Here is a 25,935-nt window from a genome sequence, read left to right on the forward strand (position 1 = left end):
CACGAGGCTGAGCAGCGGACCGCGGCGCCGCGGGCGGGCGTGCGCCGGGCCGGTCGCGGGCGCACCCCCGAAGGGCTGTCGGGCCGGGCGGGTGCCGGGCGGCAGCCGCTTCACTGGGCGGATCCGGTGGGTGCCTGGGGGGCGGAACGGGGTGACGGGACGTTTTTTCCGCCCTCGTCGGCGGTCACGGCGGTACGCAGGGAGTGCCGTCCGAGCGCACGTACGAGGGCCCACACCATCCGGGGGTCGAACTGCCGCCCCGCACACCGCTCCAGCTCGGTGAGCGCCTCGCCCACCGGCCGCCCCCGCCGGTAGGAGCGGGTCGACGTCATCGCGTCGAAGGCGTCCGCGACGGCCACCACCCGGGCGAACTCCGGGATCTGGCGGCCCTGGAGGCCGTACGGGTATCCGCTGCCGTCGAGCCGTTCGTGGTGGTGCAGGATCGCCGAGCGGGCCTCGCCGAGGAATCCGATACCGCGCACCATCTCGTGCCCGTACTCCGGATGCAGCTCGATGATCCGGCGTTCCTCGTCGGTGAGCGGACCGTCCTTGCGCAGCAGCCGGGTGGGGACGCCGAGCTTGCCGACGTCGTGCAGGATCCCGGCGAACCGCAGCACCTCGACCCGGGCGTCCGCCATCCCGAGCTCGCGGGCGATGAGCACGGAGGCCTCGCCGACCCGCTCGCTGTGCCCGCGGGTGTACTCGTCCTTGATGTCGACCGCCTGCACCAGGGCGCGGATGGTCGCCTGATGCGCCGCCCGCTCGCGGTGGTACTGCGCGAACACCCAGTAGGAGACGTACATCGGCAGCAGCACGAGCAGGGCGGCGACCGGGCCGTACGAACTGCGCCACAGCACGGCCGTCATCAGTCCCGCCAGCGCGTGCACGCCCGTCGGCGCGAGGGAGCGCAGGAACAGGCCGTGCCAGGAGCGGCGCAGCGGCAGCCGTTCGGCACAGGCCAGGATGCAGCCGTCGAGCACGGTGAGCACCAGGCAGAACGCCAGGGCGGCGGCGCCGGCGGGCAGCAGCGCCCCGGGGAACGCGGGCGGGCCCGAGGCGCCCGCCGAGCCGGCCGCCGCGTACACGGTGGCGCCGGCCCAGGCGGAGACGGCCAGTTGAGCGGCGCGCCAGATCCGGCGCGGAGCGGCCGGGCGCTGCTCGACCTGCGCGGCGAGCGCCCCGGGTACGGCGACGAGAGCGGCGGCCGCGGGTGACAGGAGGAACACCCCGGTGAGCACGACCGGGTAGAAGGAGGCCATGCTCCGCGGCCCCCGCTCGCCGCCGATACGCCACCGCGTGAGCTGCTCGCAGCCGGCGTGCAGCAGCGCGAGCAGGAGCACCGCGCCCCAGGGGGTGTCCGCGGTGAGGGCGGGCCAGGCGCACCCGGCGGCCGCGAGCGCGACCGCCGCGATGCAGCAGCGCGCCCAGGGCAGAACCGACCGCATGCCGCACCCCCTAGCCTCTCGCCGTCCAGGCCGCCTCCGAGGCCGCTTCAGGATTCCGGAGAATAGGGCGGTGGCGGGCGGGGCGCCGGGGCAATGGGGGATTCAGGCGGTGCAGCGGCGGCGGATTAGCACCTTCGAGTGACAGCAGGCCGCGACCCGGAGGTCGCGGCCCGTCTTCTGTGCAAGGCGCGTCCGTTCAAGGCGCACCTACGGCGGACGCTGCCGCCGTGCGGTGGAGCCGGTGAGGTCAGGCCTCTCCGCCGACGGTGCGCGGCGCCTCGGGCGTCACCGTCACGTCGTGGTCCGGCACGGCCTCGCCGGCGCGGATCAGATCGATCCGTCCCATCACCTTGGACCGCAGGTCCGTGGGCACGTCGTCCTGCCCGCAGCAGCGCTTGACCAGCTTCTTGACCGCCTGCTCGAGGCCGTACTTCTCCAGGCACGGAGAGCACTCCTCGAAGTGCGTCTCGAACTTCGTGCAGTCACTGTCGGGCATCTCGTGGTCGAGGAACTCGTAGAGATGGTCCAGGACTTCAGAGCAGTCCGTCTCGTGCGGCTCTCCGCAGCTCATGAGCCCGAGCCTTTCGCTTTGTCCGACTCTCCGGCACCGGCCGGGACGAGCCCGCGGTCACGGGCGTAGTCCTCGAGCATGCCGCGCAGTTGGCGGCGGCCCCGGTGCAGCCGGGACATCACCGTACCGATGGGTGTCCCCATGATGTCCGCGATCTCCTTGTAGGCAAAGCCCTCGACATCGGCGAGATACACCGCGATGCGGAACTCCTCGGGGATCGCCTGCAGCGCCTGCTTCACATCCGAGTCCGGCAGGTGATCGAGCGCCTGCGACTCGGCCGAGCGCAGTCCGGTCGACATGTGCGACTCGGCGCGCGCGAGCTGCCAGTCCTCGATCTCCTCGGCACCACTGCGCTGCGGTTCACGCTGCTTCTTGCGGTACGAGTTGATGAACGTGTTGGTGAGGATGCGGTACAGCCACGCCTTGAGGTTGGTGCCCTCGCGGAACTGGTGGAAGGACGCGTACGCCTTGGCGTACGTCTCCTGCACCAGGTCCTCCGCGTCCGCGGGGTTGCGCGTCATGCGCAGGGCGGCCGAGTACATCTGGTCGAGGAATTCGAGCGCGTCACGCTCGAAGCGGGCGTTGCGCTCGGCAGCCGACTCCTCAGCCGTCTCGTTCGCGCGGCCCTCGTCGGTCCCTGTGACCGGACCCACCTCCTCCAGCGATGTCGCGAGGCCGAGACCGACCCCGCTCGAATCGGAGGATAGACGACGATCCGTCCCTGCCGCCGCCCGAACAGGGGCGGGGTTCGCCGCCAGAAGCATCGACCTGTCCAGGTCGACGGTGCTGGGGCGGCTCGGGCAGGCAATCGAACCCATGCGGTGGACTCCCTCTCAAACACGCTTGTGTACCGACACTGGCCACAACACGTGCCCCGCACTCAGCATTCCCGGAGGGACCCGATCCAGCGGCCCACGGCCTCCGTGATGAGGGTCACCGCTTCGTCCTGCCCGATCTCGGCCCGCTTGGGCACCGCGAACCCGTGGTCCCCGTACGGGATCTCCACCAACGCGTGGTCGCCGTCCGGGAACTCGGCCGGCTTCCCGAACGGGTCGTTGCCGCCCTGCACGACGAGGGTGGGCACCGCGGCGCCGAGCAGCTCGTCGGCGCGGGACTTCTCGGGCTTGCCCGGCGGATGCAGCGGGAAGCTGAGGGCGAGCACGGCACGGGCGCCGAGCTCCTTCGCCGTACGGCAGGCGACGCGGGCGCCGGCGCTGCGGCCCCCGGCGATCACCGGGTGGCCGGGCTTGCGCAGGGCGGGCCACAGGTCCCGCCAGCCCTGGTCGAGGGTCTTCGGCGCCGGGGCGAGCTTCTTTCCGGCCACCCGCCAGGGCTGTTCGACGAGCGCGACGCTCACGCCCTGCTCGGGCAGGGCGGCGGCCAGGGCCTGCAGATCCCGGGCCTCGATCCCGCCGCCCGCGCCGTGGCTCACGGCGAGGGTCACGGGGTTCCCGGCCTCGCCCGCGCGGAACCACGTGATCCGCGCGGCTCCGGCCTCCGTCTCGACGGTCTCCCGATAATTGCTCATCCCGCCATCCTGCCTCGCCCCTCGGGCCCCTCCGGCGATCGAGGGGGCCCTGGGGCGAGGAGTTCCCGGGCATTCCCTAGAACAGCGTCGCGACCTCCGGCCCCTCGAGCTCCGTCACCAACTCCGGCGAGTTGTTGCGCACATTGCTGACCGCCGTCGAGACGGGATACGCCCGCATCAACCCCTCCGGCGGAGGCTCGAGCAGCGACCGCAGCTCGTCCACCGACTGCTGCGAGGGATCGAGCCACGCATCCCACCGATCCGGCGTCAGCATCAGCGGCATACGGGGGTGAATGTCGGACAGCGACTGCGGCCCGTCCGCGGACGTGACCCCGAGCGGCCCCGTCTCCGCCTCGGTCGTGATCACCGAGCACGTCACCCACCAAGCCGCCGGATGCTCGTCCGGCAACGTCCGGTCGCGCCAGAACTCGTAGAGCCCCGCCATCGCGAACACCGAACCGTCCGCAGGCGTCACGAAGTACGGCTGCTTCCGCGACCGCTTCTTCTTGCCCTCCACCTCGAGCTCCCGCTCGACCGGCGCGGTCACCCACTCGTAGTAGCCGTCCGCGGGCAGGATGCAGCGGCGGCCGGTGAAGGCACGGCGGTACGACGGCTTCTCGTGCACGGTCTCCGCACGGGCGTTGATCATCCGGGCCGCACCCTCGGGCGTCTTCGACCAGGACGGCACGAGTCCCCACTTGAGGGTGCGCAGCTGGCGAACCGGCTCGCGCGATTCCGCGTCCTTCACCGGCCTGTCGAGTACGGCGTAGACCTCCTTGGTGGGGGCCACGTTCCAGTCGGCCCCCAGGTCCGAGGCGGAATCCCACTTGTCGATCTCAAAGATTCCTGCGAGATCCTCGGGCCTACGACTCGACGCGTACCGTCCGCACATCCTGAACCCTCCCTGTGACCTGCGGGCCCTCCCTGTCGGGGCGCCGCGGTCAGCACCAAGTCAGCACGGTGCCCGGTATCCGCCGAGCCACCTGAACACCTCCAAGAGTGGCAGACCGTCACCGAGTGCCGTCGGGGCGAACCAGTGCGGGGCCGGCCGCACCCCGGGACCTTCGCAGCTCACGCGTCCGCGAACGGTTCGTCCCGGTAGATCTGCTGCATGACCTCGAACTCGTTGAACATCATCCACTCCTCGTGGATCACGCCGTCCCTGATGCGCTGCTGGCAGATGCCCCACAGATGCACCCGGCGTCCCGTGGGCCGGCCGTAGAGGCCGTACCCGCGGTGGGTGGCGACCGCGCTCCAGCGGATCGAGGTCAGATATCCCTCGTCGTCGTTGCCCATGTAGTACACGTCATCGACGTTCAGAGCGAGATCCGGGAACGTCGCGAGCAGCGAGAGGATGAACGACTTGTACTCGCCCCGGCCGTAGAACTCCCGCCCGGACGGACCGTAGTAGCGGAGTCCTGGTGCGTAGGCGTGCTCGATCCGGCTGAGATTCCGCCAGTTCCACACGTAGTGGTAGGTGTGGCGCAGGAACGTCTCCGGATCGAAGCGGTCCTCGGGCAGATCCGGCAGGTGGGCCGGCTTGCCCTGCCCGAGCACGCGCTCGGCCTCGCCGAAGCGGGCGTCGCGCAGTGAGTCCAGGGCCGCGGCGGCGTTGCCCATCTCCCGCGCCTTCGTGCGCAGGTCGTACCCCAGCTGCATGAGCATGCTGGAGTTGTTGTAGATGACGTGCTCCTCGTAGATCTCGTTCTCCAGAGCAACGCAGTTGGCTATGCACCACACGGCGATACGGCGACCGGTGGGCGGGCCGTACTTGGAGTAGCCGGTGTTGTGGCCGACGATGACCGTCCGGTGCGAGGTGTGGAATCCGGTGACGTCGTCGCCCGCCCAGACCAGTTCGTCGGCGTAGAGCCGCACGTCCGGGAAGGCGTTGATGGTGTGGACGGTGTCCGCGACGATCTTGTCGCGGCCGTACTGCAGCCCGGAATCGTCGATCACCCGGGAATTGTGCCGGTAGGTGTCGTAGATGTAGCCGATGTTCTTCTCTTCCCAGATCTCATGCGTGATCCGGACGATGTAGTCGATGATGTCGACGTATTTGTCCTCGAACCCGCGCATGCTCTGGCGTCGCTCGGTCGGCGGGTTCAGCAGCTGGCGGTCGGTGCCCCCCTTCTCCTTCAGGGAGATCTCGAAGCCCGTCGGCATGGTGCGGGCGGGGCTGTAGGGGCGCACCCGGGCATCCGGATCGCCGGGGGTCGGCGATGCCCCGGACGGGCCTGCCGTGGAGGGCTCAGGTGAGGTGTTCTCGTCGTTCACGATGGCGTCCTTGCTGTCGGTGGGCGTACGGGAGGGCAGGATCACGCGTCCGCCCAGGCATGGAGATAGCTCACGGTGAAATGCATCAGACGCTTCACGGCGTCGAGCCGGATGAATTCGTTCGGTGCGTGGGGGCGTTCGCCCTCGCCCAGTCCGGCGAAGCTGAAGGGGAGGTCGCCGAGGGCCTGAAAGTGCGTGGCCGGGCACGCGCCGTTGTACATCGGCCACACCTCGTTCTTCACCCCGTACTCGGCGGCGGCCTCCGCCGCGCTGGTGAGCATGGGGTCGGTCCGTGGGGTACGCGCGGCCCGGTATCCCCGGGTGTTGACGAGCTCGACATGCTCGAAGCCGCGACGGTCCAGGTGGGCGCGGACGAGGCCGAGCAGCTCGAGATGATCGGTGCCCTTGGGGAACCTGACGTCCAGTTTGGCACCCGCGCGGCCCGGCAGCATCGTGTAGTAGTCCGGACCGTCGTAGCCGCCGTAGGTGCCCTGGATGTTGGCGTTGACGCCGAACATGAACTGTTCCAGGTGATCGGCGAGCGAGCGTCCGCCGCGCAGCTTCGCGACGTCCAGCGTGCGCAGCATGCCGGCCTCCGCCTCGGGGTCGAGGCGCACCTGCTCGATGAGTCCGCGTGCGTCCTCGAAGTCCTCTTCGTTGAGGTCGAGCTCGAGTTCGTAGATGCCGTCGACCGCGAGCCGGTTGTCCTCGTCGATCATGGAGCCAAGTGCCCTGACGACCTGGATGAGAGGGGCGTCCATCCACGCCGAGTGCCCGGCCCACAGGTGCCGTCCGGTGCGCGAGCCGCCCCAGGACCCACCGGTGCAGTTCAGTTCCAGCCACAGGGTGCCCTTGAAACCCCGGTGGGTGATCATCGAACCGCCCGCCTCGTACATGCAGGGCAGCCAGGCACCGGCGGCACCGGCCAGTTCGTCCCGGTGGGATTCGATGAACGCCGGGAGGGACGGGCTGCCGATCTCCTCCTCGCCCTCGATCACGAATACCAGATGGCACGGCACGTCGCCCTCCACCTGAAGCATGCGCTCGACGGCCATCAGGACGCTCAGACCGGGGCCGCGGTGATTGTGCGCCCCGCGGCTGACCAGTACCTGTCCCAGCGAGGCGTCCAGTCCGACCCGTGCCGCATCGACGATCTCGGCGCCGAGCGGGTCGACATCCCACTCCTCGGCGATGGTCGGCGTCAGGTCGTAGAGGCCGTAGACGATGAGCGTCTTGGCGTCGGGACGCTTGGACTTCAGCGTGCCGAAGACGATGGGGTGCCGCGGAGTCGACACCAGGCGGGCATCGGCGACGCCGATCCGCCGAAGGTGCTCGAGGGTCACCCGCGCGGATCGTTCGATGCCCTCCCCGGTGGCGGAGAATCCGGGGATGCGCAGATACTCGCGCACCCGCTCCAGGCAGGCGGCCTCGTCGCGGTCGATCGCCTCGTGCACCCGTCGGTGCGCGGCGCGCTGTGTCCCGGTCATACGTCTCACTCCAGATGGCTCCGGCGCTCGCGGTATGCACATACGTATGCATAGAGTTGGCACCCTAAGACGAAGGGACGGTGTGCGCAATGAACGGGAGGAGATGTCTTGCGCATGCCAAGTTTCGCCTGGCAGACCCATTGACAGGCATACGTATGTGCATGAAGGTGGCGTGACCTTGGGCGGGCAATCGGCCCCCCGCCGCCACAGTCAGGTGCCTGGCACGGTGCCACCGCGACGGAGGTCGCTCCCCGCCTCGGCATCTCGATCAACCGTCGCCCGGCCGGCACATGAGCAAGGGAGCGAGTAATGACTTGTCCTGGCCCAAGACGGCGCCGTGCCGCCGTGCGCCGCGCGGCGATCTGGACGATGGTGACGACGCTCGCCGTCGCGACGGCCGCCTGTGGAAAGCCCTCCGGACTGATCGAGGTCGCCGCCCCCGCGAAGGCGGCTTGCGATGCTCCTTCACCCGACAGACCGACCACCGTGGACGTCCTCTCCTACAGTGCCCCCGCGCTGGATCCGTTCGCCGACGCCATGGTCGAGGGATGCGGCGGAGTGTCGAACCTGTCCGTGAAGCGCCTGCCCGTCGACTTCGGCGGACAGCTGCAGAAGGCCGACCCTCTCCGCGAAGGAATCCTCGTACGAGGTGATCCAGGCCTACAACGCGCCGCTGGTGAAGTACGCGAGCAAGGGCTGGCTCGTCCCCCTGGACGGCTACATCAAGAAGTACGCCAGCCGGTACGGGCTGGCCGACCTCAACAGCAGTGCCTGGGACGGCTTTTCCTACCGCGGCCATGTCTACGGGGTACCGAACCAGACGAACACGCAGATCCTGATGTACCGCAAGGACCTGTTCGACAAGCTCGGCCTCGACGCCCCGAAGACGTACGCCGACATGATGGCCGCAGCGAAAGCGCTCCGCGCCGCCGACGCCGTCAAGTACCCGATGGCCATGGCGTGGGGCGCGGACGACGCTCTGGGTGACGGCTTCCACTCCTCGCTCACGGCCAACGGCGGAAAGTGGTTCGACCGGCACGGCGCCCCCGCCTTCGACTCCGCCGCAGGCGTGAAGTCGCTGCACCAGATGCGGCAGATGCTGCGCTACGCGCCGCCGTCCACGCTCACCCACGCCAACGGCGACGTGATGGCGCTGATGCAGCAGGGCCTGGTCGGTATGACCACCATCTGGGCCAGCCGCGCCGGCCCGATTCTGGACGCGAACCAGTCCCGGGTGGCGGACAAGGTGGGCTTCGCCCCCGCGCCGGCGGCCGTTCCCGGGGGGCCGCCCGCGAGCGGTGTCTCTCAGGACGGCTTCGTCATCCCGCGCAACTCGACCGTCGACCCGGAGCTGCTCTTCAGGCTGATGGCCTCGACGACTACGGCACCCAAGGTCATGCAGAAGGCGGCCCCCGTGGCGATCCCGCCCAGGGACTCGCTCGTGCACGACACGAAGGGCCGGCAGCCCTACTGGCCGGCGGCCGAGAAGACGACCAAGCGCGGTGCCCAGCCGCTGCCCAAGGTCCCGTACATGGAGCCACTGACCAAATCCGTGGTCAATCCCTATCTGGCCAAGGCTCTGACGGGGCGCGCCGAGTCAGCCGCCGCGCTCGCATCCGCCGCGCGAGAACTCGACGCGACGCTGCGCTCGAAGGGGTATCTGAAGTGAAACGCCGAGAGTTTCTCGCCTATACCGCTCCGGCCCTCGTGCTCATGGGCGTCCTCATGCTGGTTCCGTTGCTCTTCACGGTCTACATGAGCTTGAACGAAATCGACTACGGCTCCGCATTCGTGTTCAACGGGCTGGGGAACTATGCGGAGTTGCTGGACAGTCCCGAATTCTGGAAGTCCGTCACCTTCACCCTCATCTACACGGTCGGCACGACGGTACTCAAGATCACCGTGGGTTTCGCCCTCGCGCTGGCGCTCAACCATGTCGTGCGAGCGCGTTCCTTCTTCCTCGGGATGCTGCTGGTTCCGCTCATCGTGCCGCCGGTCGTCGGCGCCCTGATCTTCGGCTGGATGCTGCGGGAGGACCTCGGGGTCGGCCTGTACTCGTACCTCTTGTCCGGCCTGGGTCTGGACGTCGGCTGGTTCTCCGAGGTGTGGCCCGCGCGCATCATGCTCCTCGTCCAGAACACCTGGCAGGACGCGGCGTTCGGCGCACTGATCTTCCTCGCCGTACTGCAGGCGATGCCGAAGGAGCCGCTGGAGGCGGCGCTGGTGGACGGGGCGAGCTGGGTGCAGCGGGTGCGGCACGTGGTGATTCCGGGCCTCACGGGACTGTTCGGCTTCGTGGCCATGATGAGCGTCATGGACGCCTTCCGGATCTTCGACAACATCGCGGTGATCACCCAGGGGAACCCGGCGGGAGAAACCACCAGCCTGATGTTCCTCAACTACAAAATCGCTTTCGAGCAGGGGCGCTTGGGCATGGGTAGTGCGATCAGCGTGGTCACCGTGCTGGTGATCGCCCTGCTGATGATCCCCTTCCTGCGCCGCACCCGCCGGCAGTTCCGAGGTGAGTGAAGGATGGCAGTGAAGATGAACCCCTCCGACGAGCCCGTCTCCGTGATCTCCACCGTCCCTGCCGCGGCGGATGCCGAGCCGGGGCACGGTTCGCGTATTCCGCGGCTTCCTCCCGCTCGGCCGAAGGGCAGGCGGAGAACCGGCTTGCGGACGAAGGCCGTTGCGTACGGGTTCCTCGCCCTGGCGGCACTCTTCGCCCTGGCCCCGTTCCTCTGGGTCGGCCTGGCGTCCGTCAAACGGCCCATCGACGCGTTCAGTCTGCCGCCGGTGTGGGACTTCTCCGCGACGCTCGAGGCGTACCGCGTGCTCTGGTACCAGCACGACTTCGCCACGTTCTTCATGAACACCGTGCTGGTGGCCGTGGCCACCGTGGTCGTGTCCCTGGTGATCAGCCTGCCGGCCGCCTACGCACTCGCCCGGTACACCAAACGCGGGGCGCTGGTCCTGCTCGTCGTCGCGCTGCTCTTCCGGGCTCTGCCGCGGATGGCCGTCGTCCTGCCCTTCTACTACATCAGCCGTGAACTGGGCCTGTACGACACCAAGTTCACGCTGGTCGCCGTGCTGGTGGCGGTGAACCAGCCCTTCACCATCTGGCTGCTGCGCAACTTCTTCGTCTCGCTGCCGGACGCTCTGGAGGAGTCGGCCATGATCGACGGATGCAGCCGGTTCCAGGCGTTCCGACGCGTCATTCTTCCCCTGGTGCGGCCGGGACTCGCGGCGGCGGGGGTGTTCACCTTTCTGCTGGCGTACCAGGACTACTTGATCCCGGTCATCCTCACGCAGTCGAACGCGGTGACCCTGCCGGTGTTCATCGCCCAGTTCTCGACGGAGAACATCGCCGACTGGCCGGTGATCTCCGCGGCGAGTGTGTCGCTCGCCCTGCCGGTCGTCGCGCTGATCCTGCTGGCGCAGCGCTGGCTGGTGGCCGGTCTCACCGCGGGCTCGGTCAAGGGGTGAGAGCGCGCACCGGCAGGTCGCCGAATCGCTCAAGTACGCGACGGAATCGAGTAGTTGAGGAACCCGGGCGGGCAGGGCCAGTGGTGGCGCTCGCCCGGGGCGCGTTCGAGGACCGACCGCCCCGTGTCAGGCCGCCACTGCCGCGTGGGTGTTCCTGGCGAGCAGTTCGGTCGGCAGGATGAGGCGTTCGCCCGCCGGGTCGGCCTCGCCGATGATCCGGCGGGCGAGCAGCCGGGCCGCCTGCCGTGACAGTTCGCCCAGATCGTGCCGGACCGTGGTGAGCCGGAACATCTCCCACCCGGCCATGGGGATGTCGTCGAACCCGACGACCGTGAGCTCGTCGGGAATGCGCACCCCTGCGGCGAGCGCCGCGTTCAGCACGCCCATCGCGACGACGTCGTTGCCGCAGAAGACCGCGGTGGGAGCGGGATCGGCCGCGAGCAGCTCCGGGAGCGACAGATACCCCGTCTCGTAGGCGAACGGACCGTGGCGCACGAACTCATCGGGCAGGCCGACCCCGCCCTCGGCGAGTGCCAGGCGGAAACCCATCTCGCGCTCACGACCCGTGGTCGTGTTCTCGGCGCCGAAGATGCCCGCGATGCGGCGGTGGCCCAGCCCCAGCAGAAACTCGGCGACCTGGCGGCCTCCGCCCTTGTTGTCCACGACGGAGGCGTAGTCCCCCTGCCGTCCGCTGTCCCGGTTGAGGAACACATAAGGGAGCCGCCGGCGGTCGAGTTCGTCCGGCAGCCGCGACTCGGTGGTGGCCGTGGTCAGCACCACGCCGTCCAGCGACTGGTCCAGCAGCTGCTCGCTGCTGACGGCGTCGTCGGAACGCTCGGTGATGAGCATCATGCGGTAGCCGAGCAGGTGCAGCTCGTCGTGGAGCGGAGCGACCAGGTGCGGGTAGAACGGGTTGGCCAGGTCGGTGACGATCACGCCCACGCGCTGCGTCGCCCGGGTCGACAGAGTGCGGCCCGCCTCACTCGGGATGTAGTTCAGCGCGGCGGCCGCCTTGAGTACCTTCTCCCGGGTGGCGGCGGAGACGCGGCGGTCGTTGCGCAGCGCGCGGGAGACGGTGGGCTGCGACACCCCCGCCAGTCTCGCCACGTCGTGGCTCGTGATCGCCATGTGTTCCCTTCTCGTACGCCGCACTCCGGCCGTCGGGCGAGGCGCCCCGCCCTGCCGGAATCCGAACGAAAGCATACGCCTGAATGCGGGACTGCCTATCTGCGCCAGCGGAAACGGATGGGCGGGTACATACGCATACAGCCGCTCGTTCCCGCGACCCGTTCCCTGGGTGCTGCGCGTGCGGCCCGCTTCGCGGTGTGCGCGTGCGGCCCGTTCCGTCAGCTTCGCGTCGCACATGCGGGCGGGGCCGGTGCCCTCGGTCCTCCGAGGACGGCACCGGCCCCGCCCGCACGCGAGGAGCGCGTCAGTCTCCGCCGGGGGCCGCCAACTCACGCAGTGTGCCCATCAGGACGTGGGTCAGGTTGTAGACGACCGCCCCGGGCGGCGCCTGCCGGGCCTGAGCTGCGGATCCGACGATGGTCGTGACCGGCCGCCCGGCCCGGGCCGCGGCGGCCTCCACCTCGGCGGTGGCCGCACGTACGGCGGCCTTGGCCGCGTCGCCCGTCAGACCGGTGGCGACCGCCAGGTCGGCAGGCCCGACGAACACCGAGTCCACTCCGTCCACCGCGAGGATCGCGCCCGCCGCGGCGCACGCGCGAGGCGTCTCGAGCATGGGGACGACCAAGGTCCTGGCGGCGGTCCGGGCGAGGTGCTCGGACGCCGCCGTGGAACCGAAGCGACCCGCTCTGCCGTAGGTGGCGAAGCCGCGTTCTCCGAGTGGCGGGTAGTGCGCCCACGCCACGGCGCGCGCGGCCTCCTCGGGAGTGTCCACATGAGGCACCACGACGCCCTCGGCACCCAGGTCGAGTACGCGCAGGATCAGCGCGGGCTCGACCTCGCCGACCCGGACGAGTACCGGGACGCCGTGCAGTTCGCCCTCCTGGATGTGCCGCTGCAGCTCCGTCAGGTCCGCGGGCCCGTGTTCGCAGTCCACGACGACGAAGTCGAGCCCCGCGACGGCGGCCATCTCCACGAGGGGGCCCGCAGGCAACCGGACCAGGGCGCCGAGCACCCGCTCGCCGGCCCGCAACCGCCCCTTGAGGGTGAGCGCTTCGGCCGGGTTCGCCGTCATCGGGCCACCATCCCGGCCGACAGGTCGATGTCCGCCGCGCACAGGCCGGGCATCTGGAGCATGGCCACGAGCGCGGCGCCGACCTCCTCCTCGCTGACCATGCGGCCCAGCAGCGCCCGGGAGACGAACGCCCGTTCCGCCGCGTCCGGTGTGGTGCCCGTGCGCTCCGCCTCGAGACGGAAGTTGCGCTCCATGCGGGGGCCGGCCACCGGTCCCGGGGACAGGGAGTTGACCTGCACGCCGAGCGGGCCGGCCTCGGCGGCGAGCGACGTGGTCAGCCCCAGTACGGCCGCCTTGGACGCGCAGTAGGGGGTCCGCCGGGCGAGCGGCCGCTTCCCGGAGACGGACGCCACGTTCACCACGTCGCCGCTGCCTCGGTCGGTCATGGCGGGGACGAAGGCACGACACATCAGGTAGACGCCGCGCACGTTGGCGGCGAAGACGTCGTCCCACTCCGTCGGCTCGATCTCCGCCAACGGCTTGACCGGGCCCGCCACTCCGGCGTTGTTGACCAGCACGGAGATCTCTTCGTCCGCCAGTTCCCCGGCGAGCGCGGCGACCGACGCGGGGTCGGCGACGTCGCACACCGCGGCGCGGCCGGGCCCCGGGAGGCCGGCGACGGTTTCCGTGACGGTATTGCGGCTGCGGCCGACGGCGACCACGCGGGCGCCCGCTGCGGACAGGGCCCGGCACATGGCCCGGCCCAGCCCGTTGCCGCCGCCCGTGATCAGCGCGGTACGTCCCGCGAACACGCCGGTCACGAGTCGGCCTTGGACAACTCGTGGTCGGACCAGGCCAGTTCGGCGTCCCCGAACTTGGCGGCCCGTACATCACCGGAGCGCGCGTGCCCCTCGAACAGCTCGACCCGTGCCGCCCGGCCGCAGACCTCGCCGAGGTGCGCGCTGGCCGCCGGGTCCGTCACCTCCTGGTAGGTGACGGTCTTGAGGTACTTGCCGACCCACAGGCCGCCCGTGTAGCGGGCCGCGCCGCGGGTGGGCAGCACATGGTTGGTGCCGATCACCTTGTCGCCGTAGGAGACGCAGGTTCCCTCGCCGAGGAAGAGGGCGCCGTAGTCGCGCATGCTGTCCAGGGCCTGGCGCGGATTCTCGGTGAGTACCTCGACGTGTTCGCTGGCGTAGGAGTCGGCGACCTCGAAGGCCTCGGCGAGGGTGTCGACCACCACCAACTCGCCGTGGTCGCGCCAGGCGGGCTCCGCGAAGTCCTTGGTCGGCATGTCGGGGAGGATCCGCTCGATGTGCTCCATCACCGACCCGCCGAGTTCGGCGGACGTCGTCACGAGTACCGCGGGCGAGTCGGGACCGTGCTCGGCCTGCGAGAGCAGGTCGACGGCGACGACGAACGGGTCGGCGCTCTCGTCCGCGACGACCAGGATCTCGGTCGGGCCGGCGAACAGGTCGATGCCGACCTCGCCGAAGAGCTGGCGCTTGGCCTCGGCGACGTAGGCGTTGCCGGGCCCGGCCAGCAGATCGACGCGGCCCATCGTCTCGCTGCCGACCGCCATCGCGGCGACCGCCTGGACACCGCCCAGGAGGTAGATCTCGTCCGCGCCCGCCAGGTGCATGGCGGCGACCGTCGCGGCGGGAATCTCACCGCGGATCGGGGGCGTGCACGCCACGACCCGGGGCACCCCCGCGACCTTGGCGGTGACGATGGTCATGTGGGCGGAGGCGGTCAGCGGGTAGCGGCCGCCCGGAACGTAGGCTCCGGCCGCGGAGACCGGGACGTGGCGGTGGCCGAGCCGCACGCCGGGCAGTGTCTCCACCTCGATGTCGCGCATCGACTCGCGCTGATGGCGTGCGAAGGTGCGCACCTGCTCCTGTACGAACTCGATGTCCTCGATCACCTGCCGCGGCACCCCGGCCACGATCTCGCTGATCCGCTCGGGCGAGAGCCGGAAGGACTCGGGCGACCACGTGTCGAACTTCTCGGAGTACGCACGGACCGCGGCGTCACCGCGGTCACGGATGTCTTCGATGATCGACGCGACACGTTCGGCGACCTGGCCCCGGTCCTGGCGGGCCTGCTCCGCACCCGTGGCGCGCTTGAGGAACTTTCGCATGGAACGACTCCTGGTGGATCGAAGGGGGTCAGCGGATGACGGTGGCGGCGACGTGTTCCTCCAGCCACCGGGTCACGACGGAGCCCGTACGGGCGGGGCACTCCAGCGGGAGCAGATGGCCCGCTCCGGACAGCGTGCGCAGCGTGCCGTGCCGGGCCCGGCCGGCGATGGCCTGGTGGAAGGCGGGCGGGCACAACGCGTCGTGGGTGCCCGCCACAGCGACGACGGGACAGTCGAGGGTGGCGAGCGCATCGAGGGCGTCGCGGCGCGTGGCCTGTGCGGCGAGCTGGGCGAGGAACGTCTCCTGGCCCACCCGGTGGGCCATCTCCTCGATCTTCCGCCGCAGTTCGGGGGCGGGCTCGGGGGTGGCGGACATCGTGGGCAGGATCTGGTCGGCGACCACCGAGGCGAAGCCGCCGGAGCGGGTGGCACGGGCCATCTGCCCCCAGCCCGCCAGCTGTTCGGGACGCGGTGCGTACGCGTTGGTCGACATGGCGCACAGGCCCGCAAGGCGTTCCGGCGCGCGCCGGGCCACCTCGAAGCCCACGATGGCCCCGAGGCTGAGCCCGACCAGCACGAAAGGGCCGGGCACGGTGGCCAGCACCTGGTCCGCCATGGCTTCGACGGACGGTTCGGTGATCTCGGCGTGGTGCACCGGTCCGGGCAGCAGCTCTTCGACCCCGGCCCACAGGCCGGCGTCGCAGAGCATCCCGGGCACCAGGACCACCGGCAGATCGGCGATCATCGTCCGGGGCGGCTGGGCAGCAGATGCAGGGGGGCGAGGTAGCCGTCGTGGTCCACGCCCACCCCGGCGTCCGCCGAGGCCTTGACGACCTCCTCGTCCCACTCCATACGGACCCGGCCGTCGCCGCTGTTGACCACGATCATGGTGGCGGTGGTGTCTGCGACGTTGCGCATGGAACGCCACGCTCCGGCGGGTACGGAGAGCATGTCGCGCTCACCGAGGCGAACCGTCTGCCGCTGGTCGGCCTGGTTGAGCGTGACCTCCCATTCCCCGTCCTTGGCCATCAGCACCTGGGTGTGCCGGTGCCGGTGCGAGAGGACCCCCTCGCCCTGCTCGGCCCGGAGCCAGGCGATGTTGTGACCGTGCGGGCGGTGGACACGCGGTTCCTGACGGCGGTCCTCGGTCATGCCGTAGCCGACGACCAGGGCGAGTTCGGCCCGGCCGCCGGGCAGCGCGCCGCCCAGGAACGCCCGGTCCGACCATTCCAGGTCGGCCTGGGTCACGACGCGGCGGCGCATCTGCTCCACCGTGTACGTGTCGAGGTCCGCGATGTCCTCCTCGGCCATGGGCCGGGTCAGCTGCACGCCCTCGGTCAGCTCGCCACCCGCCACGGTGTCGATGATCCGGTTGTCGGCCGTGAGGTACAGGCCGTGCCCCTCGGACCCCAGATGATCCCGCCGGTGTCGTCGTGGCCGAGGACCGTGAAGAGCCAGCCGTCGTCCGGGCCGGCGTTGGTGAAGCCGCGGTAGATCCAGGTGGGGATGGAGGCGATGTCCCCCTCACGCAGGGTGAGTTCGCCCTCGGAGCCGTCGGCGCCCCACCGCAGCCGGTACTCGCCGCGGAAGCACAGGAACACCTCGGCGGTGTAGTGCAGATGCAGGTTGTTCGTGATGCCGTGGGGCATGGCAGCGGCCCCGATGTTGTACCCGTGCGGCTCGCGCAGGTTCACCACCTGACTGGCGCTCTGGGTCACCCCCGGGCCGATCATCGCGTAGTTCTCCTTGCGGTCCGAACCAGGCGTACGGCAGTCGATGAACGCCTGGTTGCAGGAGACGAAGTCACCACGTCGAATCGTGCGGCGTTCCAGCTCGGCCTCAGTGACCACGATTGACGGCATCGTCAAGCACCTCCGAAGATTCGATACATACGTATGCAATGATGCAATCCGAGGCATCGCGAATTGTCAAGTGATGGAGCGGCCGCCTCGACCGCCGTTCTGCTCCGACTCGGCTCGCCGGCACCCCCCGGACGAAGCCCGGACTTCAAGGCGGGAGGACCGGGCACCCGGCGCGGGCGCGGCGCCGCGAGCACCCAGGGCGACTCCCGGTGTCAGCCGGGTCGCCTCGCGGGCCCCCGCCCGGTTATTCGTATACATGCGGGGCACAATGGGGCAGGAGTTCGGCCGCGCACCCGGTACCGGCCGGTCGGCGCCGTCCCGTCGAGCCGCCGCCGCGCCCGCCACTGCGGCGGCCGACGGCGAGGATTCAGCACGGCACATCGTCGCCACGCTCGACGGCCGGCGTACGTCCGCTGCCGCGCCGACACCGCCCCTCCGGATTCCGGCACCGTCGTCAGCACGCGCCCGAGCCCGGCGGACCGCCCGGGTGACCGCAGGTGGCGTCAGGCCGGCGGGAGTTCGGCACAGTTCGGCACAGTTCGGTACAGAAGTGTCCGGATCGCTCCGCGGACCGGGCTGCCGGAGCCGCCTCCGCGCGGTCAGGAACGGTCGACGCCAGGTGAGCGTCCTAGTCTCGGACGTCGTCCGCACATACGTGCCACACTGCCAGACCCCGTACCCGAGGGAGGAGCCTCCCGCACCATGTACCTCACCGCAGCCACCTCGATGTCCGGCCTCTGGGACCGCGTCTTCGGCGCCCAGCCGGACCCGGACCAGTGGCTGGTGTACGCCACCGCGGCCGTCGCGCTCGCCGCCGTACTCCCGCACGCGATATGGAGGTTGACGCGTAACGCGATCACCATCGCGCACGAGGGCGGGCACGGGCTGATCGCCCTCGTCACCGGCCGCAAGCTGGACGGCATCCGGCTGCACTCCGACACCAGCGGTCTGACGGTGAGCCGCGGCAAGCCGACCGGCATCGGCATGATCCTCACCGCCGCGGGCGGATACACCGCTCCCCCGCTGCTCGGCCTGGGCGGCGCCTGGCTGCTCGCCGCGAACCACATCACCGCGCTGCTCTGGCTCGCCACCGCCCTGCTGATCGCCCTCCTGGTGATGATCCGCAACGCGTACGGCGCCCTGACCGTCGTCATCACCGGCGGCGCCTTCCTGCTCGTCTCCTGGCTCGCCGACCCCGAGGTGCAGGCCGGGTTCGCGTACGCCGTGGTGTGGTTCCTGCTGCTCGGGGGTGTCCGGCCGGCCTTCGAGCTGCAGTCGAAGCGGCGGCGCGGCGGTGCGTCCGACTCGGACGCGGACCAGCTCTCGCGGCTCACACACGTACCGGCGGCGATGTGGTTCTTCTTCTTCCACGCCGTCTCGATCTGTGCGCTGATCGGCGGCGGGCGCTGGCTGCTCGGCCTGTGACCGGCGGGCGACCGCCGGTCCTTCGGACGTGCGGCCGGCGGGCGCCGAGGCGCGCTGCGCCACGGAATCCTGGCAGATCCCGCGTGGCGGCGAGCGATTAAGGTAAAGGCCATGACCGAGAACCCCGCGCACGCTTCCCTCTGGCCGGCCCCGCACGCGAGCGACGCCGTCGACGCGACCGTCCACGTGCCCGGTTCGAAATCGGTCACCAACCGTGCCCTGGTCCTCGCCTCCCTCGCCGCCGACCCGGGCTGGCTGCGCCGCCCGCTCCGCTCCCGCGACACCCTCTTGATGGCCGAGGCCCTGCGTGCGCTCGGCGTCGGCATCGAGGAGGGCGTCGGTCCCGACGGCACCGGCGAGGCCTGGCGGGTGATCCCCGCGGGGCTCCTCGGACCCGCGACCGTCGACGTGGGCAATGCGGGCACGGTGATGCGCTTCCTGCCTCCGCTCGCCACGCTGGCCGACGGCCCGGTGCGCTTCGACGGCGACCCCCGGTCGTACGAGCGGCCCCTGCACGGCGTCATCGACGCGCTGCGCGCCCTCGGCGCCCGGATCGACGACGACAGTCGCGGCGCGCTGCCGATGACCGTGCACGGCGGCGGTGCGCTGGACGGCGGCCGGGTCGACATCGACGCCTCGTCGTCCTCGCAGTTCGTGTCCGCGCTGCTGCTGTCCGGTGCGCGCTTCAACCAGGGCGTCGAGGTACGGCACACCGGCAGCCACCTGCCCTCCATGGCGCACATCCGGATGACCGTCGACATGCTGCGCGCGGTCGGCGCCCAGGTCGACGAGCCGGAGACCGGCGGCGAACCGGACGTCTGGCGGGTCGCCCCCGGCGCCCTGCTCGGCCGCGACCTGGTGATCGAGCCCGACCTGTCGAACGCCCAGCCGTTCCTGGCCGCCGCGCTCGTCACCGGCGGCCGCGTGGTGATCCCCGACTGGCCGGCCCGCACCACGCAGCCCGGTGACGCGCTGCGTGACCTGTTCACACAGATGGGCGGCGCCTGCGAACTGACCGAACGGGGCCTTGAGTTCACCGGCTCCGGCCGTATCCACGGCATCGACGCGGACCTCAGCGAGGTCGGCGAACTCACCCCGGGTCTCGCGGCGGTCGCCGCACTCGCGGACTCCCCGTCCACCCTGCGCGGCGTCGCCCACCTGCGGCTGCACGAGACGGACCGCCTGGCCGCGCTCACCAAGGAGATCAACGAGCTCGGCGGAGACGTCACCGAGACCGCGGACGGGCTGCACATCCGCCCCCGTGCGCTGCACGGCGGCGTCTTCCACACCTACGACGACCACCGCATGGCCACGGCCGGCGCGATCATCGGCCTCGCCGTGGAGGGTGTGACGATCGAGAACGTCGCGACGACCGCGAAGACCCTCCCCGACTTCCCCGACCTGTGGACGTCCATGCTCGGCGGCGCCCGGGTCTGAGGGGATCTGACGTCATGCGCCGCTACGGCAAGAACCCCGACGAGGACGACATCCGGGTCCGCCCCAACCGCAAGGGCAACCGGCCCCGCACCCACATCCGGCCGAAGCACGAGGACGCCAGCGAGGGCATGGTCCTGACCGTCGACCGCGGCCGGCTCACCTGCCTCGTCGAGGATCGTGTCGTGATGGCCATGAAGGCCCGCGAGCTGGGCCGCAAGGCCGCGGTGGTCGGCGACCGGGTCGCGCTCGTCGGCGACCTGTCGGGCCGCAAGGACACGTTGGCCCGTATCGTCCGCATCGAGAAGCGCAGCTCGGTACTGCGCCGCACGGCGGACGACGACGATCCGTACGAGCGCGTGGTCGTCGCCAACGCGGACCAGCTGGCCATCGTCACCGCCCTCGCCGACCCCGAGCCTCGCCCCCGGCTGATCGACCGCTGCCTGGTCGCGGCGTACGACGCGGGTCTGCAGCCCGTTCTCGTCCTCACCAAGTCCGACCTGGCGCCCGCGGACAGACTCCTCGAGTCGTACGGGGCACTTGACTTCCCGTACGTGGTGACCAGCCGAGACGAACTGGCCGACGGCAACGGCGCGGACCGCGTCCGCGAGGTGCTCGACGGTCATGTCACCGTGTTCGTCGGACACTCCGGCGTGGGCAAGACCACGCTGGTCAACGCGCTGGTCCCGGAGGACCGCCGGCGTATCACCGGCCATGTCAACGCGGTCACGGGCCGCGGCCGGCACACCACCACATCCGCCCTGGCCCTGCCGCTCTCGGACACCGAGGGCTGGGTCATCGACACCCCGGGCGTACGGTCCTTCGGCCTGCACCACGTCGACCCGACCCGGGTCATCCTCGCCTTCCCCGATCTGCAGCCGGGCACCGAGGGCTGCCCGCGGGCCTGCAGCCACGACGAACCGGACTGCGCACTGGATGACTGGGTGGCACAGGGGCACGCCGATCCGGCCCGGCTCTATTCGCTGCGGCGTCTGCTCGCCACGCGGGAGCGGCGCGAGGGCGACTGACGGCGCCCGGGTCCCGTCTCAACCCCGGGCCTTCCCAGGCCGTCTTCCGTACCGGGCTGACCTCGCACGTGTTTGCAGCCCGCACCGGAAGGTAAAGGCATAATCGCACCGAGCACCGCACAACAGGTGCGAACCGGTCACAGAGTCGAAGCGGTCACTGAGTCGCGGGAGGACCCACACACCATGGCGTGGCTGCTGGTCATCGTCGCCGGAATCCTCGAGACCGGTTTCGCGGTCTGTCTGAAGCTGTCGCACGGATTCACCCGGCTCTGGCCCACCGTCTCCTTCTGCGTCTTCGCCCTCGGCAGCTTCGGGCTTCTCACCCTCGCGCTGCGCCGCCTCGACGTGGGCCCCGCCTATGCGGTGTGGACGGGCATCGGCGCCGCCGGTACCGCGATCTACGGGATGATCTTCATGGGGGACGTGGTGTCCACCCTGAAGCTGGTCTCGATCACCTTGGTCATCGTGGGCGTGATCGGCCTGCAGCTGTCGGGCAGCGCGCACTGAGCCGCTGGTCCGTTCCCGTACATCCGCACCCTCCCCTCGCCGTCACACGGGCCGTCGTCCTCCGGGCCGCCGTCACACCGGATGCCCCACCGCCCGGGTCACCAGACGCGCCACGCCTCCGTCGGGTACGGACAGCGGCGCCACCACGCAGGAGACCGCGAGCCGTACGGCCACCTCGCACTCGCGCGGACTGTCCGGTGTCGCCGCGCCGCGCATACCGAGCGCGACGACGGCCCGGTCCCTGACCATCCCGACCAGCTCACCCGGGGCGGGCAGCGGCCCGTCGACCCGACGTTGCGCGGGCACCACGGCGGTGGACCGCACCGCGGCCAGCGGCACCGAGGGAAGCCGGTCCCCCCAGCAGCCGGTGAGCAGAGCGCGGACCACGGCGTTCTGCCGCGCGGCGGCGACCGTCCACTCCGCGGCACCCGCTATGCCGCCCTCGGCGAGTGCCCGGTCGACGCCGGCGAGATAGCGGTCGGTCTCGCGGCGGACCAGCGCGCGGGCGAGGCCGTCCTTGCCGCCGAACTCGTTGTACAGGGTCTGCCGGGACACCCCGGCGATCGCCGCGACCTCGACCATCCGCACGGCGGCCCAGGGCCTGCGGCCCACCACCGTGGCGGCCGCGTCCAGCAACGTCTCCCGTGCAGCAGGCATGGCGCCTCCACGACAAGCCCCGGGTCGGTGCCGTGCGGGACGGCGCGGCACCCCTCACGGAGCGTTGACGCGACAGAGCGGACTGTCAAGGGTCGCCGCACGGGCCGAGCTTGTGCCGTACGGATGGCGGGGCCCTGTCGACAGGGCCCTGTGGTCGGCAGGGATCTCGGTCGATACTGTTCGGCCATGGCCGACTACCACGATGATCTGCGCCTCGCCCACGTACTGGCCGACGCAGCCGACCGCGCGACCATGGACCGGTTCAAGGCCCTCGACCTCAAGGTGGAGACCAAGCCGGACATGACGCCCGTGAGCGAGGCCGACAAGGGCGCCGAGGAGCTGATCCGCGGCCAGTTGAAGCGGGCCAGGCCCCGGGACGCGATCCTCGGCGAGGAGTACGGCATCGAGGGCACGGGCCCGCGCCGCTGGGTGATCGACCCGATCGACGGCACCAAGAACTACGTACGGGGCGTGCCCGTGTGGGCCACCCTGATCTCGCTGATGGAGGCGGTCGAGGGCGGCTTCCAGCCAGTGGTCGGCGTGGTCTCGGCGCCGGCGCTCGGCCGCCGCTGGTGGGCCGCGAAGGGTGCGGGCGCCTACACGGGCCGCTCCCTGACCTCGGCGACCCGGCTCCGGGTGTCCGAGGTCTCGCAGATCCCGGACGCCTCGTTCGCGTACTCCTCGCTCGCCGGCTGGGAGGCGCAGAGCCGGCTCGACGGCTTCCTCGACCTGACCCGTGCCTGCTGGCGCACCCGCGGTTACGGCGACTTCTGGCCGTACATGATGGTGGCCGAGGGTTCGGTGGACATCTGCGCCGAACCGGAGCTCTCGCTCTGGGACATGGCGGCCAACGCGATCATCGTGACGGAGGCCGGCGGCAGCTTCACCGGCCTGGACGGCACCCCGGGCCCGCACAGCGGCAACGCGGCCGCGTCCAACGGCCTGCTCCACGACGAGCTGCTCGGCTACCTGAACCAGCGGTACTGATGCCCGCGTTCCGGCGGTAGTGACGCGCGTAAACCGGCGCCGGCGACCGCCGGTTCCGTACGGCGACGCATCCGCCCACGTGCCCGGCAGCGCCGTCCGGCCCGACACGGACCGGCCGGACGAGCCCAACTCCCGCCGTACACCCCCTTGTTGTCCCGCCACCCGGCTGCCACTCTGAAGACTCCCCCACTTGTGAACTTGTGAATTTCTTCTCTTGGTGCCGGTACGCCGGAATCCCGGCAGCCCGGTCGGAGGGATTCCCCAGGAGGTGGCTTCAGCCCATGCTCGTCCACGACGCCATGAGCACGACGGTCCTCACCATCGGCCCCGACCACACGCTGCGCCAGGCGGCCTGTCTGATGTCCGCCCGCCGCGTCGGCGCCGCGGTGGTGCTCGACCTCGACGACAGCGGCACCGGCATCCTCACCGAGCGCGACATCCTGGTCTCGCTCGGCGCGGGCCAGGACCCGGACATCGAGACGGCCGGCACCCACACCACCACCGACGTCGTCTTCGCCGCCCCGGCCTGGACGCTCGACGAGGCTGCCGAGGCGATGGCGCACGGCGGCTTCCGCCACCTGATCGTGCTCGACGACCGCGAACCGGTGGGCGTCGTCTCGGTCCGCGACATCATCCGCTGCTGGACCCGCACCGGGCGACGTGCCACCCCGGTGGCGGGCTGAGGCCGCCCGCACCCGAAATCCCGATTGTTAGGCTGGCCCCATGAGTGACCTCCTCGAACGACTGCGCGGACGCGGCTGGCGGATGACCGCACAACGACGCGTCGTGGCCGAGGTCCTCGACGGCGACCATGTGCACCTGACCGCGGACGAGGTGCACGCCCGCGCCGCGTCGAAGCTCCCGGAGATCTCCCGGGCGACGGTCTACAACACGCTCGGCGAGATGGTCACCCTCGGCGAGGTCCTCGAGGTGAGCACGGACCGCCGCGCCAAGCGGTACGACCCGAACGCCCACCGGCCCCATCAGCATCTGGTCTGCGCACGCTGCGGCGCGATCCGGGACGTGCACGCGACGGGTGACCCGCTGGCCGACCTGCCCCCTTCCGAGCGCTTCGGCTTCGCGGTGTCCGAGGTCGAGGTCACCTACCGGGGTCTGTGCCCCGACTGCGCGGCCCCGTAAGGCGGTTCGGACCCGGGCCGGACGAACGCACGCCCGGGCAGGAGGCGTTCAGGACCGCGCGGGGCGGCGGAGCCGGGTGCGGACGGACGCCGGGACCAGGCGGGCGAGCCGCCGCTTCCAGCGCCGCAGGCCGCCCCTGACTCCTCGGCTCCTCCTGCTCCTGGCCAGCTCGCCGGTCAGCTCGCGCACTTCCTGCTCCAGGTCGTCGATGCGCCATTTCTGCGTCATACGTTCGCTGTCGTAGCGCTCGGTGGCGTCGAGCAGGTCACCGGCCGCCGTGACCCAGGCTCCCGGCGACGCGAACGCGCTCACCGGCTCCAGACGGTCGTCGGCGGCGATCGGAGCGCCGCTGCCGAGGGCGCGGACGAGGGTGTCCCACCAGGCCTCGTGGTCGGTGATGCGCCGGTCCCGTACGGAGCGCAGGTGGGCCCGTACCGCGTCGTCGGCGTCGAGCAGCTCACGCGCGGCGCGGAGCACGTCTCCCGAGCGCCAGCTCGCCAGGCCGAGAACGTAGTCCTGCATCCCCACGTTCTCGGCCGCGCCACGCATCCGTACCGCGGAGTACTGCGTCGGCGCGATCGAGAGCGCCGGGGTCGCCTCCCGCGCGGCGATGATCGCCGGGTGGTAGCGCGTCCCGATCACCAGCGCCGCGCCGCCGGTCAGTGCGGCGACCTCCCGGGCCGTGAGCATGGGGACGGCGCGCACGCGGTCGTCCCCTGCGTACACGGCGATCCGCTCGTTCGAGAGCTGGTCGCGGATGCTCCGGTCCGGTTCGAACGTCCCCGCGTGCGGCACCAGCAGGACGTCCGCCTCGTACAGGTCCGCGAGTTGCACCAGGGTCCGCGCGATCAGCCGGCAGTACGCGTCCTGTCCGATCGCGGGCGTGGACGCCTTCTCGGCGAAGCTCGCCACGACGTAGCGCCGTTCCTGGAGCCGGGCGACCGACGCCAGGTCCGCCGCGCGTGGCCGCAGGCCGAACGCGTCGTCCATGCCGGGCGCGACCCGCTCCTTGGCGGCGCCGAGCGTGCCGACCAGTTCGTACGTGGAGCGCTCACGCGCGCCGAATCCGACGGCCGAGCCGAGCAGCGCCTCCAGATGGGGCGCGTCCTGCGCGCGGATCAGCGGTCCGACGGTCTGGCTGGTGAACGCGTACGGCTTGCCGAGCGCCGATGCCACCCCGGCGAGCGCGGCCCGCTCGAAGATGTGCTGCGGGAAGAAGGAGTTGAGATTGCCGCCGCCGGCGACGAGCACCGCGTCGGCGGCCCGCACGGCCTCGATCACGCCGATCGCCGGGTCGCCGTCGGCGAGCAGGTGCGTCCCGCGCCGCGCCGCGTCCGTCACCGCCGCGTGCCGGGCGATGTTGTGGCGGCGGTCGGGCGTACCGCGGAACCCGATGCGGCCGGTCGACGGGACGCCGTATCGCGCCGCCGCACTCTCCGGATGGCCGCCGATGAGCGTGACGTCCACGACGTCGCGGGCCCGCAGCGCCTCGATGGCCGCCTCGGTCATCGCCTCGTCCCCCAGGTGATAGAGGTCCCGCCATCCGATGTCTCCTACGAGAACGACGCGCATCTTCCAACCTCTGCAGCTAGGGGAACTGTGGCCGGGCGGAGGCGGCGACGACCGCCTCCCACCGACGACTTCGGCCACTGGGACCACAACATGCCCGTGTGCACGGCCGGGTCCCCGAGACCGACACCGCGCCGACCGCCAGGTGGAGCGCGGGTGAACGTATCGGGCGGATACCGCGCCCGCGTGCCACTCGGCGACGCCGTCGTTCCAGCCACCTCCCGACCCCTTCCGCGATCTGACGGGCCGTCATAT

General features: G+C 70.9%; 25 protein-coding genes and 1 pseudogene. 10 read left to right on the forward strand and 16 right to left on the reverse strand.

What is annotated here, in order from left to right; all coding sequences use genetic code 11:
• Positions 1 to 110: 110 nt before the first annotated feature.
• From DSC45_RS16045 to DSC45_RS16075, 7 genes are all read right to left on the reverse strand, one after another.
• Positions 111 to 1,445 carry an HD-GYP domain-containing protein gene (locus DSC45_RS16045; protein ID WP_119291429.1) on the reverse strand — a complete coding sequence of 445 codons (1,335 nt, stop codon included), beginning with the start codon at positions 1,443 to 1,445 and terminating at the stop codon, positions 111 to 113.
• 247 nt (positions 1,446 to 1,692) lie between these two features.
• Positions 1,693 to 2,016, reverse strand: coding sequence for a mycothiol system anti-sigma-R factor (gene rsrA, locus DSC45_RS16050; protein WP_119291431.1), 324 nt, complete (start codon positions 2,014 to 2,016; stop codon positions 1,693 to 1,695).
• The gene (locus tag DSC45_RS16055) at positions 2,013 to 2,834 is read right to left on the reverse strand and encodes a sigma-70 family RNA polymerase sigma factor (protein WP_119291433.1); all 822 of its coding nucleotides are present in this window, start codon (positions 2,832 to 2,834) and stop codon (positions 2,013 to 2,015) included. The genes rsrA and DSC45_RS16055 overlap by 4 nt, the downstream gene beginning before the upstream one ends.
• 62 nt (positions 2,835 to 2,896) lie before the next feature.
• A complete protein-coding gene (locus DSC45_RS16060; protein ID WP_119291435.1) occupies positions 2,897 to 3,544 on the reverse strand; it encodes an alpha/beta hydrolase family protein in 648 nt (215 codons plus the stop codon).
• A 76-nt stretch (positions 3,545 to 3,620) separates the two neighbouring features.
• The gene (locus DSC45_RS16065; protein WP_119291437.1) at positions 3,621 to 4,436 is read right to left on the reverse strand and encodes an SOS response-associated peptidase; all 816 of its coding nucleotides are present in this window, start codon (positions 4,434 to 4,436) and stop codon (positions 3,621 to 3,623) included.
• A 179-nt stretch (positions 4,437 to 4,615) separates the two neighbouring features.
• The gene (locus DSC45_RS16070; protein WP_119291439.1) at positions 4,616 to 5,863 is read right to left on the reverse strand and encodes a nuclear transport factor 2 family protein; all 1,248 of its coding nucleotides are present in this window, start codon (positions 5,861 to 5,863) and stop codon (positions 4,616 to 4,618) included.
• Complete coding sequence (locus DSC45_RS16075; RefSeq protein ID WP_162929239.1) at positions 5,860 to 7,305, reverse strand: M20/M25/M40 family metallo-hydrolase; 1,446 nt, start codon at positions 7,303 to 7,305, stop codon at positions 5,860 to 5,862. Before DSC45_RS16075 ends, DSC45_RS16070 begins: the two co-directional genes overlap by 4 nt.
• A 646-nt stretch (positions 7,306 to 7,951) precedes the next feature.
• On the opposite strand from DSC45_RS16075, the pseudogene DSC45_RS16080 reads away from it, so the two are divergent.
• The 3 genes and pseudogenes from DSC45_RS16080 to DSC45_RS16090 all read left to right on the forward strand — a co-directional run.
• Positions 7,952 to 8,974, forward strand: a pseudogene (locus DSC45_RS16080) (extracellular solute-binding protein); the annotation flags it as partial.
• The gene (locus tag DSC45_RS16085; RefSeq protein WP_162929240.1) at positions 8,971 to 9,834 is read left to right on the forward strand and encodes a carbohydrate ABC transporter permease; all 864 of its coding nucleotides are present in this window, start codon (positions 8,971 to 8,973) and stop codon (positions 9,832 to 9,834) included. The pseudogene DSC45_RS16080 and the gene DSC45_RS16085, both read left to right, overlap by 4 nt.
• Positions 9,835 to 9,837: 3 nt before the next feature.
• Positions 9,838 to 10,791: a carbohydrate ABC transporter permease gene (locus DSC45_RS16090; RefSeq protein ID WP_119291446.1), complete on the forward strand. Its 954-nt coding sequence runs from the start codon at positions 9,838 to 9,840 to the stop codon at positions 10,789 to 10,791.
• Between the two features lie 126 nt (positions 10,792 to 10,917).
• On the opposite strand, the gene DSC45_RS16095 is transcribed toward DSC45_RS16090, so the two are convergent.
• The 7 genes from DSC45_RS16095 to DSC45_RS36115 all read right to left on the reverse strand — a co-directional run bounded on the left by DSC45_RS16095 (position 10,918) and on the right by DSC45_RS36115 (position 16,933).
• On the reverse strand, positions 10,918 to 11,919 hold the full coding sequence (locus DSC45_RS16095) for a LacI family DNA-binding transcriptional regulator (protein WP_119291447.1): 1,002 nt from the start codon (positions 11,917 to 11,919) through the stop codon (positions 10,918 to 10,920).
• Between the two features lie 304 nt (positions 11,920 to 12,223).
• Positions 12,224 to 12,991 carry an HpcH/HpaI aldolase family protein gene (locus DSC45_RS16100; protein WP_119291449.1) on the reverse strand — a complete coding sequence of 256 codons (768 nt, stop codon included), beginning with the start codon at positions 12,989 to 12,991 and terminating at the stop codon, positions 12,224 to 12,226.
• Positions 12,988 to 13,752 (reverse strand): SDR family NAD(P)-dependent oxidoreductase, encoded by a 765-nt coding sequence (locus tag DSC45_RS16105; protein WP_240434662.1) that lies wholly within the window; start codon positions 13,750 to 13,752, stop codon positions 12,988 to 12,990. Before DSC45_RS16105 ends, DSC45_RS16100 begins: the two co-directional genes overlap by 4 nt.
• Positions 13,749 to 15,071, reverse strand: coding sequence for a histidinol dehydrogenase (gene hisD, locus DSC45_RS16110; protein ID WP_119291451.1), 1,323 nt, complete (start codon positions 15,069 to 15,071; stop codon positions 13,749 to 13,751). Before hisD ends, DSC45_RS16105 begins: the two co-directional genes overlap by 4 nt.
• Before the next feature lie 28 nt (positions 15,072 to 15,099).
• Positions 15,100 to 15,816 carry an alpha/beta fold hydrolase gene (locus DSC45_RS16115; RefSeq protein WP_240434663.1) on the reverse strand — a complete coding sequence of 239 codons (717 nt, stop codon included), beginning with the start codon at positions 15,814 to 15,816 and terminating at the stop codon, positions 15,100 to 15,102.
• On the reverse strand, positions 15,813 to 16,427 hold the full coding sequence (locus DSC45_RS36110; RefSeq protein ID WP_205571344.1) for a cupin domain-containing protein: 615 nt from the start codon (positions 16,425 to 16,427) through the stop codon (positions 15,813 to 15,815). Before DSC45_RS36110 ends, DSC45_RS16115 begins: the two co-directional genes overlap by 4 nt.
• On the reverse strand, positions 16,409 to 16,933 hold the full coding sequence (locus tag DSC45_RS36115) for a cupin domain-containing protein (protein WP_205571345.1): 525 nt from the start codon (positions 16,931 to 16,933) through the stop codon (positions 16,409 to 16,411). The genes DSC45_RS36110 and DSC45_RS36115 overlap by 19 nt, the downstream gene beginning before the upstream one ends.
• Before the next feature lie 702 nt (positions 16,934 to 17,635).
• Between DSC45_RS36115 and DSC45_RS16125 the strand changes: the two genes are divergently transcribed.
• The 4 genes from DSC45_RS16125 (at position 17,636) to DSC45_RS16140 (ending at position 21,327) form a co-directional block, all read left to right on the forward strand.
• Entirely contained in the window at positions 17,636 to 18,358 is a 723-nt protein-coding gene (locus DSC45_RS16125; protein ID WP_119291453.1) for a M50 family metallopeptidase, read from the forward strand.
• 111 nt (positions 18,359 to 18,469) lie between these two features.
• Complete coding sequence (aroA, locus tag DSC45_RS16130; protein ID WP_119291455.1) at positions 18,470 to 19,795, forward strand: 3-phosphoshikimate 1-carboxyvinyltransferase; 1,326 nt, start codon at positions 18,470 to 18,472, stop codon at positions 19,793 to 19,795.
• A 14-nt stretch (positions 19,796 to 19,809) separates the two neighbouring features.
• On the forward strand, positions 19,810 to 20,820 hold the full coding sequence (gene rsgA / locus DSC45_RS16135; RefSeq protein WP_119291457.1) for a ribosome small subunit-dependent GTPase A: 1,011 nt from the start codon (positions 19,810 to 19,812) through the stop codon (positions 20,818 to 20,820).
• A 183-nt stretch (positions 20,821 to 21,003) separates the two neighbouring features.
• Positions 21,004 to 21,327, forward strand: coding sequence for a DMT family transporter (locus DSC45_RS16140; protein WP_119291459.1), 324 nt, complete (start codon positions 21,004 to 21,006; stop codon positions 21,325 to 21,327).
• A gap of 72 nt (positions 21,328 to 21,399) precedes the next feature.
• Here the strand turns inward: DSC45_RS16140 and DSC45_RS16145 are convergent, their stop codons facing one another.
• Positions 21,400 to 21,984, reverse strand: a complete 585-nt coding sequence (locus DSC45_RS16145) for a TetR/AcrR family transcriptional regulator (RefSeq protein WP_119291461.1) — start codon at positions 21,982 to 21,984, stop codon at positions 21,400 to 21,402.
• 186 nt (positions 21,985 to 22,170) lie between these two features.
• On the opposite strand from DSC45_RS16145, the gene hisN reads away from it, so the two are divergent.
• From hisN to DSC45_RS16160, 3 genes are all read left to right on the forward strand, one after another.
• A complete protein-coding gene (gene hisN / locus DSC45_RS16150; protein WP_119291463.1) occupies positions 22,171 to 22,971 on the forward strand; it encodes a histidinol-phosphatase in 801 nt (266 codons plus the stop codon).
• Positions 22,972 to 23,252: 281 nt separating this feature from the next.
• Positions 23,253 to 23,654, forward strand: coding sequence for a CBS domain-containing protein (locus DSC45_RS16155; RefSeq protein WP_119291465.1), 402 nt, complete (start codon positions 23,253 to 23,255; stop codon positions 23,652 to 23,654).
• Between the two features lie 40 nt (positions 23,655 to 23,694).
• The gene (locus DSC45_RS16160) at positions 23,695 to 24,111 is read left to right on the forward strand and encodes a Fur family transcriptional regulator (protein ID WP_119291466.1); all 417 of its coding nucleotides are present in this window, start codon (positions 23,695 to 23,697) and stop codon (positions 24,109 to 24,111) included.
• A 48-nt stretch (positions 24,112 to 24,159) separates the two neighbouring features.
• On the opposite strand, the gene DSC45_RS16165 is transcribed toward DSC45_RS16160, so the two are convergent.
• Entirely contained in the window at positions 24,160 to 25,683 is a 1,524-nt protein-coding gene (locus DSC45_RS16165; protein ID WP_119291468.1) for a polysaccharide pyruvyl transferase family protein, read from the reverse strand.
• Between the last annotated feature and the right edge of the window lie 252 nt (positions 25,684 to 25,935).

Origin of the sequence: Streptomyces sp. YIM 130001 (assembly GCF_003574445.1) — a bacterium.
GTDB lineage: Bacteria > Actinomycetota > Actinomycetes > Streptomycetales > Streptomycetaceae > Streptomyces.

What these genes read in the sequence shown, in the direction of transcription:
- DSC45_RS16045 (WP_119291429.1), bottom strand. Translation starts at nt 1,445, where the DNA reads ATGCGGTCGGTTCTGCCCTGGGCGCGCTGCTGCATCGCGGCGGTCGCG.
- hisN (WP_119291463.1), top strand. Translation starts at nt 22,171, where the DNA reads ATGGCCGACTACCACGATGATCTGCGCCTCGCCCACGTACTGGCCGAC.
- aroA (WP_119291455.1), top strand. Translation starts at nt 18,470, where the DNA reads ATGACCGAGAACCCCGCGCACGCTTCCCTCTGGCCGGCCCCGCACGCG.
- DSC45_RS16160 (WP_119291466.1), top strand. Translation starts at nt 23,695, where the DNA reads ATGAGTGACCTCCTCGAACGACTGCGCGGACGCGGCTGGCGGATGACC.
- rsgA (WP_119291457.1), top strand. Translation starts at nt 19,810, where the DNA reads ATGCGCCGCTACGGCAAGAACCCCGACGAGGACGACATCCGGGTCCGC.
- rsrA (WP_119291431.1), bottom strand. Translation starts at nt 2,016, where the DNA reads ATGAGCTGCGGAGAGCCGCACGAGACGGACTGCTCTGAAGTCCTGGAC.
- DSC45_RS16065 (WP_119291437.1), bottom strand. Translation starts at nt 4,436, where the DNA reads ATGTGCGGACGGTACGCGTCGAGTCGTAGGCCCGAGGATCTCGCAGGA.
- DSC45_RS16055 (WP_119291433.1), bottom strand. Translation starts at nt 2,834, where the DNA reads ATGGGTTCGATTGCCTGCCCGAGCCGCCCCAGCACCGTCGACCTGGAC.
- DSC45_RS16100 (WP_119291449.1), bottom strand. Translation starts at nt 12,991, where the DNA reads ATGACGGCGAACCCGGCCGAAGCGCTCACCCTCAAGGGGCGGTTGCGG.
- DSC45_RS16090 (WP_119291446.1), top strand. Translation starts at nt 9,838, where the DNA reads ATGGCAGTGAAGATGAACCCCTCCGACGAGCCCGTCTCCGTGATCTCC.
- DSC45_RS16115 (WP_240434663.1), bottom strand. Translation starts at nt 15,816, where the DNA reads ATGATCGCCGATCTGCCGGTGGTCCTGGTGCCCGGGATGCTCTGCGAC.
- DSC45_RS16145 (WP_119291461.1), bottom strand. Translation starts at nt 21,984, where the DNA reads ATGCCTGCTGCACGGGAGACGTTGCTGGACGCGGCCGCCACGGTGGTG.
- DSC45_RS16165 (WP_119291468.1), bottom strand. Translation starts at nt 25,683, where the DNA reads ATGCGCGTCGTTCTCGTAGGAGACATCGGATGGCGGGACCTCTATCAC.
- DSC45_RS16075 (WP_162929239.1), bottom strand. Translation starts at nt 7,305, where the DNA reads ATGACCGGGACACAGCGCGCCGCGCACCGACGGGTGCACGAGGCGATC.
- hisD (WP_119291451.1), bottom strand. Translation starts at nt 15,071, where the DNA reads ATGCGAAAGTTCCTCAAGCGCGCCACGGGTGCGGAGCAGGCCCGCCAG.
- DSC45_RS16125 (WP_119291453.1), top strand. Translation starts at nt 17,636, where the DNA reads ATGTACCTCACCGCAGCCACCTCGATGTCCGGCCTCTGGGACCGCGTC.
- DSC45_RS36115 (WP_205571345.1), bottom strand. Translation starts at nt 16,933, where the DNA reads ATGCCGTCAATCGTGGTCACTGAGGCCGAGCTGGAACGCCGCACGATT.
- DSC45_RS16155 (WP_119291465.1), top strand. Translation starts at nt 23,253, where the DNA reads ATGCTCGTCCACGACGCCATGAGCACGACGGTCCTCACCATCGGCCCC.
- DSC45_RS16095 (WP_119291447.1), bottom strand. Translation starts at nt 11,919, where the DNA reads ATGGCGATCACGAGCCACGACGTGGCGAGACTGGCGGGGGTGTCGCAG.
- DSC45_RS16140 (WP_119291459.1), top strand. Translation starts at nt 21,004, where the DNA reads ATGGCGTGGCTGCTGGTCATCGTCGCCGGAATCCTCGAGACCGGTTTC.
- DSC45_RS16060 (WP_119291435.1), bottom strand. Translation starts at nt 3,544, where the DNA reads ATGAGCAATTATCGGGAGACCGTCGAGACGGAGGCCGGAGCCGCGCGG.